We start from the raw sequence: 12747 nt of genomic DNA, 5'->3' as shown, positions 1-12747 counted from the left end.
TCACAGGCGACGACCCGGCGCCACTCGTCCTGGCTCGGCGTCCCCGGTCCCGGCTGACGACCAGGAGTGAGCCAGGACCCGCGACGATCAGCTCAGCTGATCATCGACACGGACCGCCGTCACGCCCAGCGGGTGCGGACAGAGAGGGCGGCGAGGGCGGCGGCGCCGGCCGTCGAGGTGCGCAGCACCTCTGGGCCCAGCCGCACCGGGCGGGCGCCGGCGGCGGTCAGCGCGACCACCTCGCCGTCGCTGAGCCCGCCCTCGGGACCGACGATCACCGCGATCGAGCCCGACGTCGGCAGGTCGACGCGGGCCATCGGGTGGCGGGCCTGCTCGTGCAGCACCAGCGCCAGGTCGACGTCGGCCAGCGCGCCGCACACCTGGCGGGTGGTCAGCACGTCGGTCACCTCGGGCACATGCGGACGGCGGGACTGCTTGCTGGCCGCCCGGGCCGCCGCGCGCCACTTGGCGACGCCCTTGGCCGCACGGTCCTCCCGCCAGCGCGTCACGCAGCGGGAGGCCGCCCAGGGCACGATCCGGTCGACGCCGAGCTCGGTGGCCAGCTCGACGGCCAGCGGACCGCGCTCGCCCTTCGGCAGCGCCTGCACGAGCACCAGCTCCAGGGCCGGCGGCGGCACCTCGTGGCGCGCGGAGACCTGCACCCGCAACCCTTGCGGCCCGGCGGCGACGACCTCGCCCTCGGCGACGGTGCCGCGCCCGTCGCCGACGCGCACCCGCTCGCCGAGGGTCAGCCGCAGCACGTCGACGGCGTGCCGGCCCTCGGCGCCGTCGACCAGCAGGTCGACGGTGTCGGGCAGCTCGTCGAGCAGGAACAGCGGCGCCCCGTCGAGCTCGGGCAGCCGGTCGTCGGTCGGGACGGCGCTCATGGGTGAGCGTGCGAGCTCGCTCACTTGAACAGCCGGGAGAAGAGCCCGCCGTGGCCCTCGGCACCGGCGGCGGCCGGGCGGTCCTCGCCGCGCAGCGCGGCCAGCTCCCGCAGCAGCTTCTCCTGCTCGGCGTCCAGGCGGGTCGGCGTCTCGACCTCGACGTGCACCATCAGGTTGCCGCGGCCGGTGGCGCGCAGCCGCGGCGCGCCCTTGGCGCGCAGGGTGAGCACGCTGCCCGACTGGGTGCCCGGCCGGATGTCGACCTCCTCCTGCCCGTCGAGGGTGTCCAGGGTGAGGGTGGTGCCGAGCGCGGCCGCGGTCATCGGCAGGGTGACCCGGCAGTGCAGGTCCTCGCCGTCCCGGGTGAAGACGGGGTGCGGCCGCTCGGCGATCTCCACGTACAGGTCGCCGGCGGGCCCACCGCCGGGTCCGACCTCGCCGTGGCCGGTGAGCCGGATGCGCATGCCGTCCTCGACGCCCGCCGGGACCTTGACCGGGATGGTCCGCCGGGCCCGTACCCGCCCGTCGCCACCGCACTTGTGACAGGGCTCGGGGATGACCTGCCCGGTGCCGGCGCAGGTCGGGCAGGGGCGGCTGGCCACGACCTGACCGAGGAAGGAGCGCTGCACGCTCTGCACCTCACCGCGGCCGGAGCAGGTGGTGCAGGTGGTCGCGTGGGTGCCCGGAGCGGTGCCGGCGCCGGTGCACACGTCGCAGAGGACGGCGGTGTCGACGGTGATGTCCTTGGTGGTGCCGAACACCGTCTCGTCGAGGTCGAGGTCGAGACGGATGAGCGCGTCACCGCCCGCGCGGACCCGGCTGCGCGGACCGCGCGTGGTCGCCCCGCCGCCGAAGAAGGCGTCCATGATGTCGCCGAGCCCGCCGAAGCCGGCCCCGCTGAACCCGCCGGCCCCGGCCCCCGCGCCGTTGTCGAACGGGTCGCCGCCGAGGTCGACGATGCGGCGCTTCTCGGGGTCGGTCAGGGCCTGGTACGCGCGGCTGACCTCCTGGAAGCGCTCCTTGGCCGCCGGGTCGGGGTTGACGTCCGGGTGCAGGTCCCGGGCTAGCCGCCGGTAGGCCTTCTTGATCTCGGCGTCGGAGGCTCCGCGGGTCAGGCCGAGCACGCCGTAGTAGTCGGTTGCCATCGAGAAGTCTCTTACCTCAGCTCTCGGCCAGGATCTGGCCGACGTAGCGGGCCACGGCACGCACCGCGGCCATGTTGGTCGGGTAGTCCATGCGGGTGGGGCCGACGATGCCGAGCCCGCCGAGGGCGCGGTCACCCGAGCCGTACCCCACGGACACGACCGATGCACCGGAGAGCGCCTCGTGGGCGTTCTCCTCGCCGATCCGCACGAGCACGGCGCCCCCGGTGTCCACCTCGCTGATCAACCGCAGGACGACGACCTGTTCTTCCAGCGCCTCCAGCAGCGGGCGCAGGCTGCCGGGGAAGTCCAGGGCGGCCCGGGCGAGGTTCGCCGTCCCGCCGACGACGAGCCGGTCCTCCCCCGGCTCCACCAGGGTCTCGACCAGGGCGGCGCTGACCGCGGCGACCAGCCGGCGCAGGGGCGGCGGGGCGGTGTCCAGCAGGTCGGGCACGAGGCCCGCGGCGTCGGCCAGCTTGGCCCCGGCGAAGGTCTGGAGCAGCAGCGCGCGCAGGTCGGCGACGTCGTCGTGGTCGACGTCGACCGGGCAGTCGACGAGCCGCTGCTCGACCCGGCCGGTGTCGGTGATGAGCACCAGCAGCAGCCGGGCGGTGGCCACCTGCACCACCTCGAGGTGGCGGACGGCGCTGCGCGAGAGCGTCGGGTACTGGACGACGGCAACCTGGTGGGTCAGCTGGGCCAGCAGCCGCACGGTGCGGCTGAGGATGTCGTGCAGGTCGAGGGCGCCGTCGAGGAAGCGCTCGATCGCCCGCTTCTCCGCGACCGACAGCGGCTTGATCGCCGAGAGCCGGTCGACGAAGAGCCGGTAGCCCTTGTCGGTGGGTACCCGGCCGGCGCTGGTGTGCGGCTGGGTGATGTAGCCCTGCTCCTCGAGCACGGCCATGTCGTTGCGGATGGTGGCCGGCGAGACGCCGAGGTCGTGCCGCTCGGCGAGGGCCTTGCTGCCCACCGGGTCGTTGGTCGAGACGTAGTCCTGGACGATGGCCCGCAGGACCTGCAGGCGGCGTTCGTCGTGCGCCACGGTGACACCTCCCCGTACCGGTCGACGCGTCGGGCGGCGCTCCTTCCGGAGCCCCCGGCGCCCGGACGACGGGTCGCGGGCGCTGGCACTCGCGCTGACAGAGTGCCAGATCAGCATACGTCGGGACGGCGGTCCCGTCGCGGAGCTCGGCAGGGCTCGCGGCGCCCCCCACGGGGCGGTCGATAGGCTGGACGGCGGTCCAGTGCCCGCACCAGGCAGCGCAGAGCGGAGGTCGGTCCCCTGATCTTCAAGGCGGTCCGGAACGGCCGGCCCTACCCCGACCACGGGCTGTCGACGCGGGACTGGGCGATGATCCCGCCGCGCCAGATCCGGCTGGACACCCTCACCACGACCAAGCGCGAGCTGGCCCTGGACACCCTGCTCGCCGAGGACTCCACCTTCTACGGCGACCTGTTCCCGCACGCCGTCCAGTGGAGGGGCGAGCTATACCTCGAGGACGGCCTGCACCGCGCGCTGCGGGCCGCGCTGCAGCAGCGCAACGTCATCCACGTGCGGGTGCTCGACCTCGACGCGCTCATCCCCGCGATCCGCGACTGAAGGAGGACCACCCTCCCCCCACGCCTCGCAGGCCCGGCGCGGGCCCCTGGAGGATGGCCGCCCCTGCCTCCCGCCACTCGCAGGCTCGGGGCGGGACCCGGGACGGGGCCAGCGGGGCCCCGCAGGGGGGCCGGCGAGCCCGGGACGGGGCCGGGGCAGGCGGGTCCTCTCACAGCCAGCCCTTGTCCGCCGCCACCCGGGCGGCCTCGACGCGGGTGCGCGCACCGGTCTTGCCGATCGCCGAGGACAGGTAGTTGCGCACCGTCCCCTCGGAGAGGAACAGCCGGCGGGCGATGTCGGCGACCGTCGCGCCGTCGGCGGCCTCGCGCAGCACGTCGGCCTCGCGGGTGGACAGCGGCGTGGCGCCGAGCGCCAGCGCCGCGGCGGCCAGGTCCCGGTCGATCACCCGCTCACCGGCGACGACCGCGCGGATGGCCCGGGCCAGCTCGGCGACGGGCGCGTCCTTCACCAGGAACCCGGCCGCGCCGACCTCCATGGCCCGGCGCAGGAAGCCCGGCCGGCCGAAGGTGGTGAGGACGACGGCGCGCACGGCGGGCAGCTCGGCGGCCAGCTCCCGCGCGGCCTCGAGGCCGTCGAGGCCGGGCATCTCGATGTCGAGCAGCGCGACGTCCGGGCGGTGCTCCCGGGCGGCGGGGAGCACCTCGTCGCCGCGGCCGACCTCGGCGACGACGGTGAGGTCCTCCTCCAGCTCCAGCAGCGCCCGCAGCGCGCCCCGGACCATGGACTGGTCCTCGGCGATCAGCACCCGGATCACCGCGCCGCCCCGGCCGGCACCGGCGCCAGGGGCAGAGCGGCGCGCAGCTCGTAGCCGCCGTCGGGGCCGGCGCCACCGGTGAGCGCTCCGCCCAGCGCGCCCACCCGCTCGGCCAGGCCGGTCAGGCCGGAGCCGGGCTCGGTGTCGTCGGCGGGGCCGCGCCCGTCGTCGGTGACGGTGAGCACCGCCTCGGCGCCCTCCTCGGTGAGCGTGACGGTCACCGAGCGGGCACCGCTGTGCCGCAGCACGTTCGTCGTCGCCTCGCGGACCACCCAGCCCAGCGCCGCGTCGACCGGGCCGGGCAGCGCCGGCACCCGCGTCGGCAGCCGGGCGGTGATCCCGGCGCCGGACAACGCGGAGCGGGCCTCGGCCAGTGCCTGGGCGCAGCTGACCTGCCGGTAACCGCTGACCGCGTCACGGACCTCGGCGAGCGCGCGCCGGGCGGCGGCCTCGACGTCGGCCATCTCCGCCCGCGCCCGGACGGGGTCGGCCTCGGCCAGCCGGCCGGCCAGCTCGCTCTTGAGTGCGATGAGCGACAGGCTGTGGCCGAGCAGGTCGTGCAGGTCGCGGGCGAAGCGCAGCCGCTCCTCGGCGACGGCGTTGCGGGCCAGCTCCTCGCGGGCCTCGGCGAGCTCGGCGTTCACTGAGACCAGGAAGCGGGTGCCGCGCAGCGCGAACGCGGTGAGCAGGCAGATCACCGGGAGGATGAACAGCCCGGGCTCGTCGTCCACGGTGATCACCGCGGCGCAGACGGCGGCCGCTGCGACGACGGCCGGCCACACCCACCGCTGCGGCAGCCCGGCCGAGGCCGCCGCCGACACGTAGATGAGCAGCCCGGCCCACGACGGCCCGAGCCAGACGGCGAGGCCGACGCCCAGGACGGCGACGACCAGCAGCTGCCGCCACGGCCACGCCCCGGACGGTGCGAAGAACCGGGAGAACGCCGACAGGTAGGCGCCGGTGAACACCAGCAGCCCGGCGGCCGCCACCAGCCGGACGGCGAGCGGCCGGTCGGTCGTGAGCAGGTCGGCGACCGGGAAGAACTGGAACAGCAGCCAGGGCAGCGCCCAGCCGACGCGCTGCCAGCGGGGGCGGGGGTCCACGGCGCCCGACCGTAGCCGCATCAGCCGGCGACGGCGGTCAGCGGACGGCGCCGCGCCACGAGGACCGCCAGGGCGGCGAACACCGTGGCGAAGCCGATCAGTGCGGCGACGGCGAGCACCGACGGGAGCTCGCCACCCGCCGCGGCGCGACCGGTCTCGGCGTACCAGTACGACGGCAGGCCGTGCGCCACCGCCCGCAGGCCCGACGGGAACGCCTCGACCGGCACCCACAGCCCGCCGAGCGCGGCCAGCACGACGCCGACGATCCCGATCGCCCCGCCGGCGGCCTTCTCCTCCAGCGCCCAGCCGAGCAGCAGGCCGAGCGCGACGAACACCGCCGACCCCAGCCACAGCACGCCGATCAGTCCGGCCCACTCGCCGGGTGCGAGCCGCACGCCGTTGACGAAGCGGCCGGTGAGCGCGACGACCAGCAGCGGCGGCAGGGTCAGGAGCATCCCGACGACGACGTCGACGGTGACCACCGAGGTGTGCGGCACCGGGGTGACCCGCAGCTGGCGCAGCCAGCCCGACGCCCGGTCGAAGGAGAGCCGGATCGTCGCGCCGAGGGCCGCCCCGACCGCGCCGTAGGCCATCATCGAGACCGTCGTGGCGGTCGCCTGCTCGGCGTCGACCTGCCCGGACGGGCCGGCGAAGACCTTGGTGAAGAAGACCGTGAAGGCCGCCGGCAGCACCACCGTGAAGAAGAGGAACTGCCGGTTGCGCGCCACCCGGCGCAGCTGGAAGGCGAACAGCGGGCTCATCGCGCGACTCCAGGAGTGGTGAGGGACAGGACGGCGTCCTCGAGGCTGGCGCCGCGGACATCGAGGTCGGCCAGCGCGACGCCCTCGGCGAGCAACGCGCGCAGGGTGGCCTCGACGTCGGTGGTGGCCAGGGCGACCGAGCTGCCCAGCCGGGTGGCGCCGGTGACGCCGGGCACGCGGTCGACGACCACCCCGATGGGGGCCGAGAAGCGGACGGTGCGACCGGCGACGGCCGAGCGGACCGCCGCGGAGGGCCCGTCGGCGACCACCCGGCCGCAGGCCATGACCACGACCCGGTCGGCGACCGCGTCGGCCTCCTCGAGGTGGTGGGTGGCGAAGACGACGGTGGTGCCGCGGGCGGCGAGGTCGCGCATCGTCGCCCAGAAGGCGCGGCGGCCCTCGACGTCCATGGCGGAGGTCGGCTCGTCGAGCAGCAGCAGCGGCGGCTGACCGGCCAGCGCGAGCGCCAGCAGCACCCGCTGGCGCTGTCCGCCGGAGAGCGCGTCGACGTCGCGGCCGAGCAGCCCGCCGATGCCGGTGGTGGCGACCAGGTCGTCGAGCGGCCATGCCCTCGCTCGCCCGGCCCGCCCGTAACTGCGGCGGACCAGGTGCAGCACCTCGCCGACGCGCGCCTCGCCGGGGAGGCCGCCGCGCTGCAGCATCGCGCCGACGCAGCCGGCGCGGACGGCGTCGACCGCGGTACGGCCGAGCACCCGGACGGTGCCCGCGTCGGGGCACAGCAGCCCGAGGACGGCGCTGACGGTGGTGGACTTGCCGGCGCCGTTGGGGCCGAGCAGCGCGACGGTCTCGCCGCCGCGGATGCGCAGGTCGAGGCCGTCGACGGCGAGGACGTCGCCGTGGCGGACGGTCAGGTCGGTCAGGGTGAGGGCGTCGGCAGGCACGTGGCGAGCCTGCAGGTCAGCGCCCCGTCGGCAGTAGTGCGGGACGTCGCGATCTCCATCTGACATCTGTCAGCGGCGGGACTCCGCGCACGTCGGGACGGCGGCCTCCCTGCCGGCCCGTCCCGGCTCGCCGCGAGCCCCTGACGGCCCCCTTGCAGGGGCCGCCGCGAGCCTGCGAGTGGCGGAGGGCAAGGGGGTCCTCCACGAGGAGGACGGGGTCCTCCTTCAGTCGGTCAGGTCCCGGACGAGGGCGTCGGCGAGCAGGCGGCCGCGGTCGGTGAGGACGGCGCGGCCGGCGGCGTGCGCGTCGGGATCGAGCAGCCCGCGGACGACGGCGTGGGCAGCGCGGGTCCGTCCGGCGTCGGACAGCGCGGTCAGCGGCAGCCCCTCGCGCAGCCGCAGGCCGAGCATCACGGTCTCCAGCGCGCGGTCGTCGTCGTCGAGCTGCTCGGAGTCCTGCACCGGGCTCTCCCCGCGCAGCACCCGGCCGGCGTACGCGGCCGGGTGCTTGACGTTCCACCAGCGCAGCCCCCCGACGTGGCTGTGCGCACCGGGCCCGACACCCCACCAGTTGGCGTTGGCCCAGTACAGCTCGTTGTGCCGGCAGCGGGCGGCCTCGCTCCGCGCCCAGTTGGAGACCTCGTACCAGTCGAAGCCGGCGGCGCGCAGGGTCGCGTCGGCCTGCTCGTAGCGGTCGGCGAGCACGTCGTCGTCGGGCATCGGCAGCTCGCCGCGGGAGATGCGGCGGGCCAGCCGGGTGCCCTCCTCGACGATGAGGGCGTAGGCGCTGACGTGGTCCACCGGGGCGGCGAGGACGGCGTCGAGCGAGGCGGCCCAGTCGGCGTCGGTCTCCCCCGGCGTCCCGTAGATCAGGTCGAGGTTGACGTGCTCGAACCCGGCCGCGCGGGCCTCGTGGGCGGCCTCGACGGCGCGCCCGGGGGTGTGCCGCCGGTCGAGGACGGCGAGCACGTGCTCGGCCGCGGACTGCATGCCCAGGCTGACCCGGGTGAAGCCGGCCTCGCGGAGGGTGGCCAGGGACGCCGGTGTCACCGTCTCGGGGTTGGCCTCGGTGGTGACCTCGACGTCGGGGGCGACCGGGAACAGCCGGTGCACCTCGGCCAGGACGGCGGCCAGGTCGTCGGCGGCCAGCAGCGTGGGCGTGCCACCACCGACGAAGACGGTGGAGACGGTCGGCAGGTCCGGGCCCAGGGTCTCGGCGGCCTGGCGCAGCTCGGCGATCGCGGTGCCGGCGTACTCGGCACGGCTGGCGCCGGGTCCCAGCTCGTCGGCGGTGTAGGTGTTGAAGTCGCAGTAGCCGCAGCGGGTGGCGCAGAAGGGCACGTGCACGTACAGCCCGAAGGGCGTGCGGGCCAGCCCCTCGCGGGCGCTGTCGGGGAGCTGCAGGGTCCGCGGCGGGGCCTCGAGCAGCGGCAGGACGGTGTTCATCTGATCCCAGTGTGCCGCTCCCGGCAGGCTGCCGGGCGTGAGCGACGACACCGTGCTGCCGGACTCGACGTCCCGGGGTCGCGACCCTCACTCTGGCCTGCCCCGCCGACCGCAGCGGCGGGCGGCGCGGACGGCGACCAGGGTGGCGCGAACCGCCCGATTCGACTGGAGTGGGGGTGGCCCGCGCCCGCTGGGGACCCGCGGCCGACCGAGGCCCCGCGGACGCTCTGCCCCTGCCCCGCACTGTGGGCAGGGGCAGAGCGTCCGCGGGAACCTCAGAGCACGTAGCCCGCGACCATCTGCCCGAGGCCGCGGATGTCGGCGTTGCCCCTGAACTCCAGCCGGACGTTGCCCAGCCCGCTGAACCACAGGTCGAGCTCGGCGTCGAGGTCGAAGGTGCCGGCGGTCTCGATCGAGAAGGCCTGCACCTTGCTGTACGGCAGCGAGGTGAAGTCCCTCTTGCGGCCGGTCATGCCCTGGACGTTGACGGCGATCAGCCGCTTGTCGGTGAAGACGACGAAGTCGCGCACGGCCTTGAAGCAGGCCACGACCTGCTCCCCCGGGACGAGCAGCGGCGCCACCTCGGGGCCGAGCTCCTGCGGGGAGGCGGGGTTGAGCCTGAAGACGGAACCGTTGCTGAAGTCGATCACGGCATCACGGTAGGTCGCCGAGCAGACACTCCGGGCGTTCGCCGGGTGCGTCCTTGCCCCGGCCCACCGGCAGGAGGACCCTCCGGGCATGACCGAGCCCGACGAGCGCGAGCGGTTCCGTTCCCTGCCCGAACCCGTGCGGCTCGAGGACACGGTCGAGAGCGTCGACACGGCGGCCGGCCCCGCACCGGAGGCCTCCGACGAGCGCGAGCGCTTCCTCCGCGAGGCCGGCGGCTGAACGAGGACCCCCCGCCCCCACCGTGGAAGGACCCCGTCCTCCCCACCCTCGCGAGCTCGGGGCGGGACCCGGGACGGAGCCAGCGGTGGGACCCTGCAGGGGGCCACCGTCAGCGCAGGCGGCGGGTGTTGTCGGGCAGCCGCTCGGTGACGCCCTGCGCGTCCAGCCACTCCATCAGCGGAACGGCGACCCGCCGGCTGGTCCCCCACGCCGAGCGGGCCTGGCTCAGCGTGAACGGCGCGGGGACGCCGGCCAGCCGGGCGCGCGCCTGCTCGGCGACCCCCGGCGCGAGGTAGACACCATCGGCGATCTTGACCAGCTGTCCGTCGCGCACGGCCGCGGCCAGTTCGCGCGACCCCAGCCCTGCGGCGCGGAGCTGGTCGGCGTCCGGCGCGGCGAACGGGTCGGCGGCCAGCGTCGCCCGGATCCGGTCGACCGCCTGCTGCACCCGGGTGGGCAGGCCGGCGGTCGCGACGACCACCCGGCCCTCGCGCAGGGCCAGCGGCTCGCGGACGACGGCGGGTACCAGCTCGTCGTCGGGCAGCTCCAGCGCCCGCCGGGCGACGGCGACCGGCGGGCCGGGCTCGAGCGGGCGCAGCTGCCGGTAGCGGGCGACGATCCCGGGCAGGGCCGCGGCCAGCTCGTCGACCAGCCCGGGCGCGAGCAGCCAGGGCCCCACGCGCGTCGACTGCTCGGGCACCGGCCAGCCCATCGCGGCGAAGTCGGCGGCCCGGACGAACCGGCGCCGGGCCAGCTCGGCAGCGGCCCCGGCCGGGCCGACGGGCTGGGCGGCCAGCTCCTCGGCGCGCCGGCGGGCGGCTCCGCGGCGGCGCAGCTCGGGCGGGTCGACGTCGCGGACGTCGGCGCCGCACACGCGGTGGGCGCCGGGGTCGCGCAGCAGCAGCCGGTCGCCGACCCGCAGCGGCAGCGGCGTGGCCAGCCGCAGGCGCACCGCCGTCCCCTCCAGCGGGCGCAGCCGCGCGCCGACCGCGGCCGAGCCGACGTGCACGACCACCTCCGCGGGCAGTCGGGCATCGTCCCCGGCGGCCCACCCACCCCGTGCCAGGGTGGCGTCGAGCTCGGCGGTCGAGCGGAACGCTCCCGGCGTGAGCAGGGCGTCGCCGCGGGAGAGCTCCTCGACGGCGATCCCGCGGAGGTTCAGCGCCACCCGTGCGGTGGCCTGCGCCCGCTCGACCGGCTGCCCCAGCGAGTGCACGCCGCGCACGCCGACCTCCCGGCCGCCGAGCTGCAGCCGGTCGCCGGCGGCGACCCGCCCGGCGGCGAGGGTGCCGGTGACGACCGTCCCGGCGCCCCTGACGGGGAAGGCGCGGTCGATCCACAGCCGCACCGGAGCGTCCCGGTCCGGCGCCGGCAGCCCGGCGAGCAGCGACTCGAGCGCGGCGACGACGTCCGGCACGCCCGCGCCGGTGGCCGCGCTGACCGCCACCGCGGGCACCTCGCCCATCGGCCCACCCCCCAGGGACGTGGCGGCCAGCCGCTGCCGGACGTCGGCGAGCACCGGCGCGGGGTCGGCGAGGTCGGCCTTGGTGACGGCGAGCAGCGCGTGCCGCACGCCCAGGGCGTCGAGGACGGCGACGTGCTCGGCGGTCTGCGCGGACCACCCGTCGTCCGCCGCGACCACGACGAGCGCGGCGGGCACCGAGCCGACGCCGGCGAGCATGTTGCCCACGAAGCGCTCGTGGCCGGGCACGTCGACGATCGCGAGCCGGCGGCCCGAGGGCAGCGTCGTCCAGGCGAAGCCGAGGTCGATGGTCAGCCCGCGGCGGCGCTCCTCCTCCCACCGGTCGGGTTCCATGCCGGTGAGCGCGCGGACCAGCGTCGACTTGCCGTGGTCGACGTGGCCGGCGGTGGCGATGACGTCCATCCCGGACGCGCCGGGAGCGGTCAGGTCCACCGGCGGGCCACCTCCAGCACCACGGCCGCCAGCGTCTCGTCGTCCGCCGGCGGCAGGCTGCGCAGGTCGAGCAGGGTGCGGTCGCCGGCGACGTACCCGACGACGGGGGGCGTGCCGGCGCGCAGCGGCACCGCGAACTCCGCGGGCAGCGACACCGCGGCGCTGGGCAGCGGGTGCTCCGGCGCCCCTCCCCCGCCGACGCGGGCCTCGGAGTCCACCGCCACCGCGTCCAGCCCGGCGGCCGTCAGCCGGGCGGCGAGTGCGGCGGCGCGGCGGCGCAGGCCGTCGACGTCGGCGGCGAGCATCTGCTGCACCGGCGGCCGGGGGCCGCGCAGCGTGGCCTCCAGCGCGGCCAGGGTCGTCTTGTCGACGCGGAACGCCCGGTAGAGCGGGTGCCGCCGCAGCCGCTGCACGAGGTCGGCGCGGCCGAGCACCAGCCCGGCCTGCGGCCCGCCGAGCAGCTTGTCGCCGCTGGCCAGCACCAGGTCGGCGCCGTCGGCGAGGGTGGTCTGCAGGTCCGGCTCGTCGGGCAGCACCGGGTGCGGCCGCGCCAGGCCGGAGCCGACGTCGGCCACGAGAGGGACGCCGCTGCCGGCCAGCCCCGCGGCGAGTTCGGCCACCGGCACCGCCCGCGTGAACCCGCGGACGACGAAGTTCGACGGGTGGACCTTGAGCACGGCGCCGGTGTGCTCGGACAGGGCGCGGCGGTAGTCGTCGAGGGTCACGCGGTTCGTCGTCCCCACCTCGCGGAGCCGGGCACCGGTGGCCTCGAGCAGCTCGGGGATGCGGAAGCCGTCGCCGATCTCGACCAGCTCGCCGCGGGCGATGACCAGCTCCCCACCGAGCGCGGTGGCCACCAGCGCCAGCGCGGCGGCGCAGTTGTTCACCACGAGCGCGGCCTCCGCGGCCGGGACGGCGTCGAGCAGCGCGGCCAGCGCCGCCTCGCCCCGCGGGCCGCGCCGGCCGGTGGTCAGGTCGAGCTCGACGTCGGTGGTGCCGCTGGCGGCGACGACCGCCTCCACCGCGGCCGGCGAGAGCGGCGCGCGGCCCAGGTTGGTGTGCACGAGGACGCCGGTCGCGTTGAGCACCGGGCGCAGGCTGCTCGCCGTCGCCGGCAGCGCGGCGAGCACGGCGGGGACGGCGGCGTCGGGCGGGACGGCGCCGGTGCGGACCCGCTGCTGCACGTCCTGGACCGCGGCCCTGACCAGGTCGCGGCCCAGCCGGTCGGCGGCGGCGGCGAGCTGCGGGTCGGCCAGCAGCGTGTCGGTGCGCGGCACGCGCCGCCGGGGGTCGTCGCTCATCGCCCGGCAGCGTAGGCGGCGGCCGGG

At 76.6% G+C, this 12747-nt stretch carries 13 protein-coding genes; 2 read left to right on the top strand and 11 right to left on the bottom strand.

Annotated features, from left to right (window positions below; all coding sequences use genetic code 11):
• Positions 1–119: 119 nt before the first annotated feature.
• Genes ACU610_RS01070 through hrcA form a run of 3 tightly spaced genes read right to left on the bottom strand, consistent with a single transcriptional unit; the run spans position 120 to position 3071 of the window.
• Positions 120–887 carry a 16S rRNA (uracil(1498)-N(3))-methyltransferase gene (locus ACU610_RS01070; protein WP_446765876.1) on the bottom strand — a complete coding sequence of 256 codons (768 nt, stop codon included), beginning with the start codon at positions 885–887 and terminating at the stop codon, positions 120–122.
• Between the two features lie 20 nt (positions 888–907).
• Positions 908–2032, bottom strand: a complete 1125-nt coding sequence (gene dnaJ / locus ACU610_RS01065) for a molecular chaperone DnaJ (RefSeq protein WP_446765875.1) — start codon at positions 2030–2032, stop codon at positions 908–910.
• Between the two features lie 16 nt (positions 2033–2048).
• Entirely contained in the window at positions 2049–3071 is a 1023-nt protein-coding gene (gene hrcA, locus ACU610_RS01060; RefSeq protein WP_446765874.1) for a heat-inducible transcriptional repressor HrcA, read from the bottom strand.
• Between the two features lie 240 nt (positions 3072–3311).
• Between hrcA and ACU610_RS01055 the strand changes: the two genes are divergently transcribed.
• Positions 3312–3629, top strand: coding sequence for a type II toxin-antitoxin system VapB family antitoxin (locus ACU610_RS01055; protein WP_446770678.1), 318 nt, complete (start codon positions 3312–3314; stop codon positions 3627–3629).
• Positions 3630–3798: 169 nt separating this feature from the next.
• Here ACU610_RS01055 and ACU610_RS01050 read toward each other — a convergent pair whose 3' ends face one another.
• The 6 genes from ACU610_RS01050 to ACU610_RS01025 form a co-directional block, all read right to left on the bottom strand.
• Positions 3799–4404 carry a response regulator gene (locus ACU610_RS01050; protein WP_446765873.1) on the bottom strand — a complete coding sequence of 202 codons (606 nt, stop codon included), beginning with the start codon at positions 4402–4404 and terminating at the stop codon, positions 3799–3801.
• Positions 4401–5507 (bottom strand): sensor histidine kinase, encoded by a 1107-nt coding sequence (locus ACU610_RS01045; protein WP_446765872.1) that lies wholly within the window; start codon positions 5505–5507, stop codon positions 4401–4403. Before ACU610_RS01045 ends, ACU610_RS01050 begins: the two co-directional genes overlap by 4 nt.
• 20 nt (positions 5508–5527) lie before the next feature.
• A complete protein-coding gene (locus ACU610_RS01040) occupies positions 5528–6268 on the bottom strand; it encodes an ABC transporter permease (RefSeq protein WP_446765871.1) in 741 nt (246 codons plus the stop codon).
• Complete coding sequence (locus tag ACU610_RS01035) at positions 6265–7170, bottom strand: ABC transporter ATP-binding protein (RefSeq protein ID WP_446765870.1); 906 nt, start codon at positions 7168–7170, stop codon at positions 6265–6267. The genes ACU610_RS01040 and ACU610_RS01035 overlap by 4 nt, the downstream gene beginning before the upstream one ends.
• A gap of 225 nt (positions 7171–7395) precedes the next feature.
• Positions 7396–8616, bottom strand: a complete 1221-nt coding sequence (gene hemW / locus ACU610_RS01030) for a radical SAM family heme chaperone HemW (RefSeq protein WP_446765869.1) — start codon at positions 8614–8616, stop codon at positions 7396–7398.
• Positions 8617–8891: 275 nt separating this feature from the next.
• Positions 8892–9266, bottom strand: a complete 375-nt coding sequence (locus ACU610_RS01025; protein ID WP_446765868.1) for a PH domain-containing protein — start codon at positions 9264–9266, stop codon at positions 8892–8894.
• 88 nt (positions 9267–9354) lie between these two features.
• Here ACU610_RS01025 and ACU610_RS01020 point away from each other — a divergent pair, with 88 nt between their 5' ends.
• Entirely contained in the window at positions 9355–9504 is a 150-nt protein-coding gene (locus ACU610_RS01020) for a hypothetical protein (RefSeq protein WP_446765867.1), read from the top strand.
• 109 nt (positions 9505–9613) lie between these two features.
• Here the strand turns inward: ACU610_RS01020 and selB are convergent, their stop codons facing one another.
• Together selB and selA are read right to left on the bottom strand one after the other, a co-directional pair.
• Entirely contained in the window at positions 9614–11419 is a 1806-nt protein-coding gene (gene selB, locus ACU610_RS01015) for a selenocysteine-specific translation elongation factor (RefSeq protein ID WP_446765866.1), read from the bottom strand.
• Positions 11410–12720, bottom strand: coding sequence for an L-seryl-tRNA(Sec) selenium transferase (gene selA / locus ACU610_RS01010; protein ID WP_446765865.1), 1311 nt, complete (start codon positions 12718–12720; stop codon positions 11410–11412). The genes selB and selA overlap by 10 nt, the downstream gene beginning before the upstream one ends.
• Positions 12721–12747: the final 27 nt, after the last annotated feature.

This window comes from Geodermatophilus sp. URMC 61 (assembly GCF_052931555.1).
The sequence above is the reverse complement of the archived record's forward strand: the minus strand, read 5'-3'. Positions and strand labels throughout refer to the sequence as shown.

What these genes read in the sequence shown, in the direction of transcription:
- ACU610_RS01070 (WP_446765876.1), bottom strand. Translation starts at nt 887, where the DNA reads ATGAGCGCCGTCCCGACCGACGACCGGCTGCCCGAGCTCGACGGGGCG.
- dnaJ (WP_446765875.1), bottom strand. Translation starts at nt 2,032, where the DNA reads ATGGCAACCGACTACTACGGCGTGCTCGGCCTGACCCGCGGAGCCTCC.
- ACU610_RS01040 (WP_446765871.1), bottom strand. Translation starts at nt 6,268, where the DNA reads ATGAGCCCGCTGTTCGCCTTCCAGCTGCGCCGGGTGGCGCGCAACCGG.
- hemW (WP_446765869.1), bottom strand. Translation starts at nt 8,616, where the DNA reads ATGAACACCGTCCTGCCGCTGCTCGAGGCCCCGCCGCGGACCCTGCAG.
- ACU610_RS01020 (WP_446765867.1), top strand. Translation starts at nt 9,355, where the DNA reads ATGACCGAGCCCGACGAGCGCGAGCGGTTCCGTTCCCTGCCCGAACCC.
- selA (WP_446765865.1), bottom strand. Translation starts at nt 12,720, where the DNA reads ATGAGCGACGACCCCCGGCGGCGCGTGCCGCGCACCGACACGCTGCTG.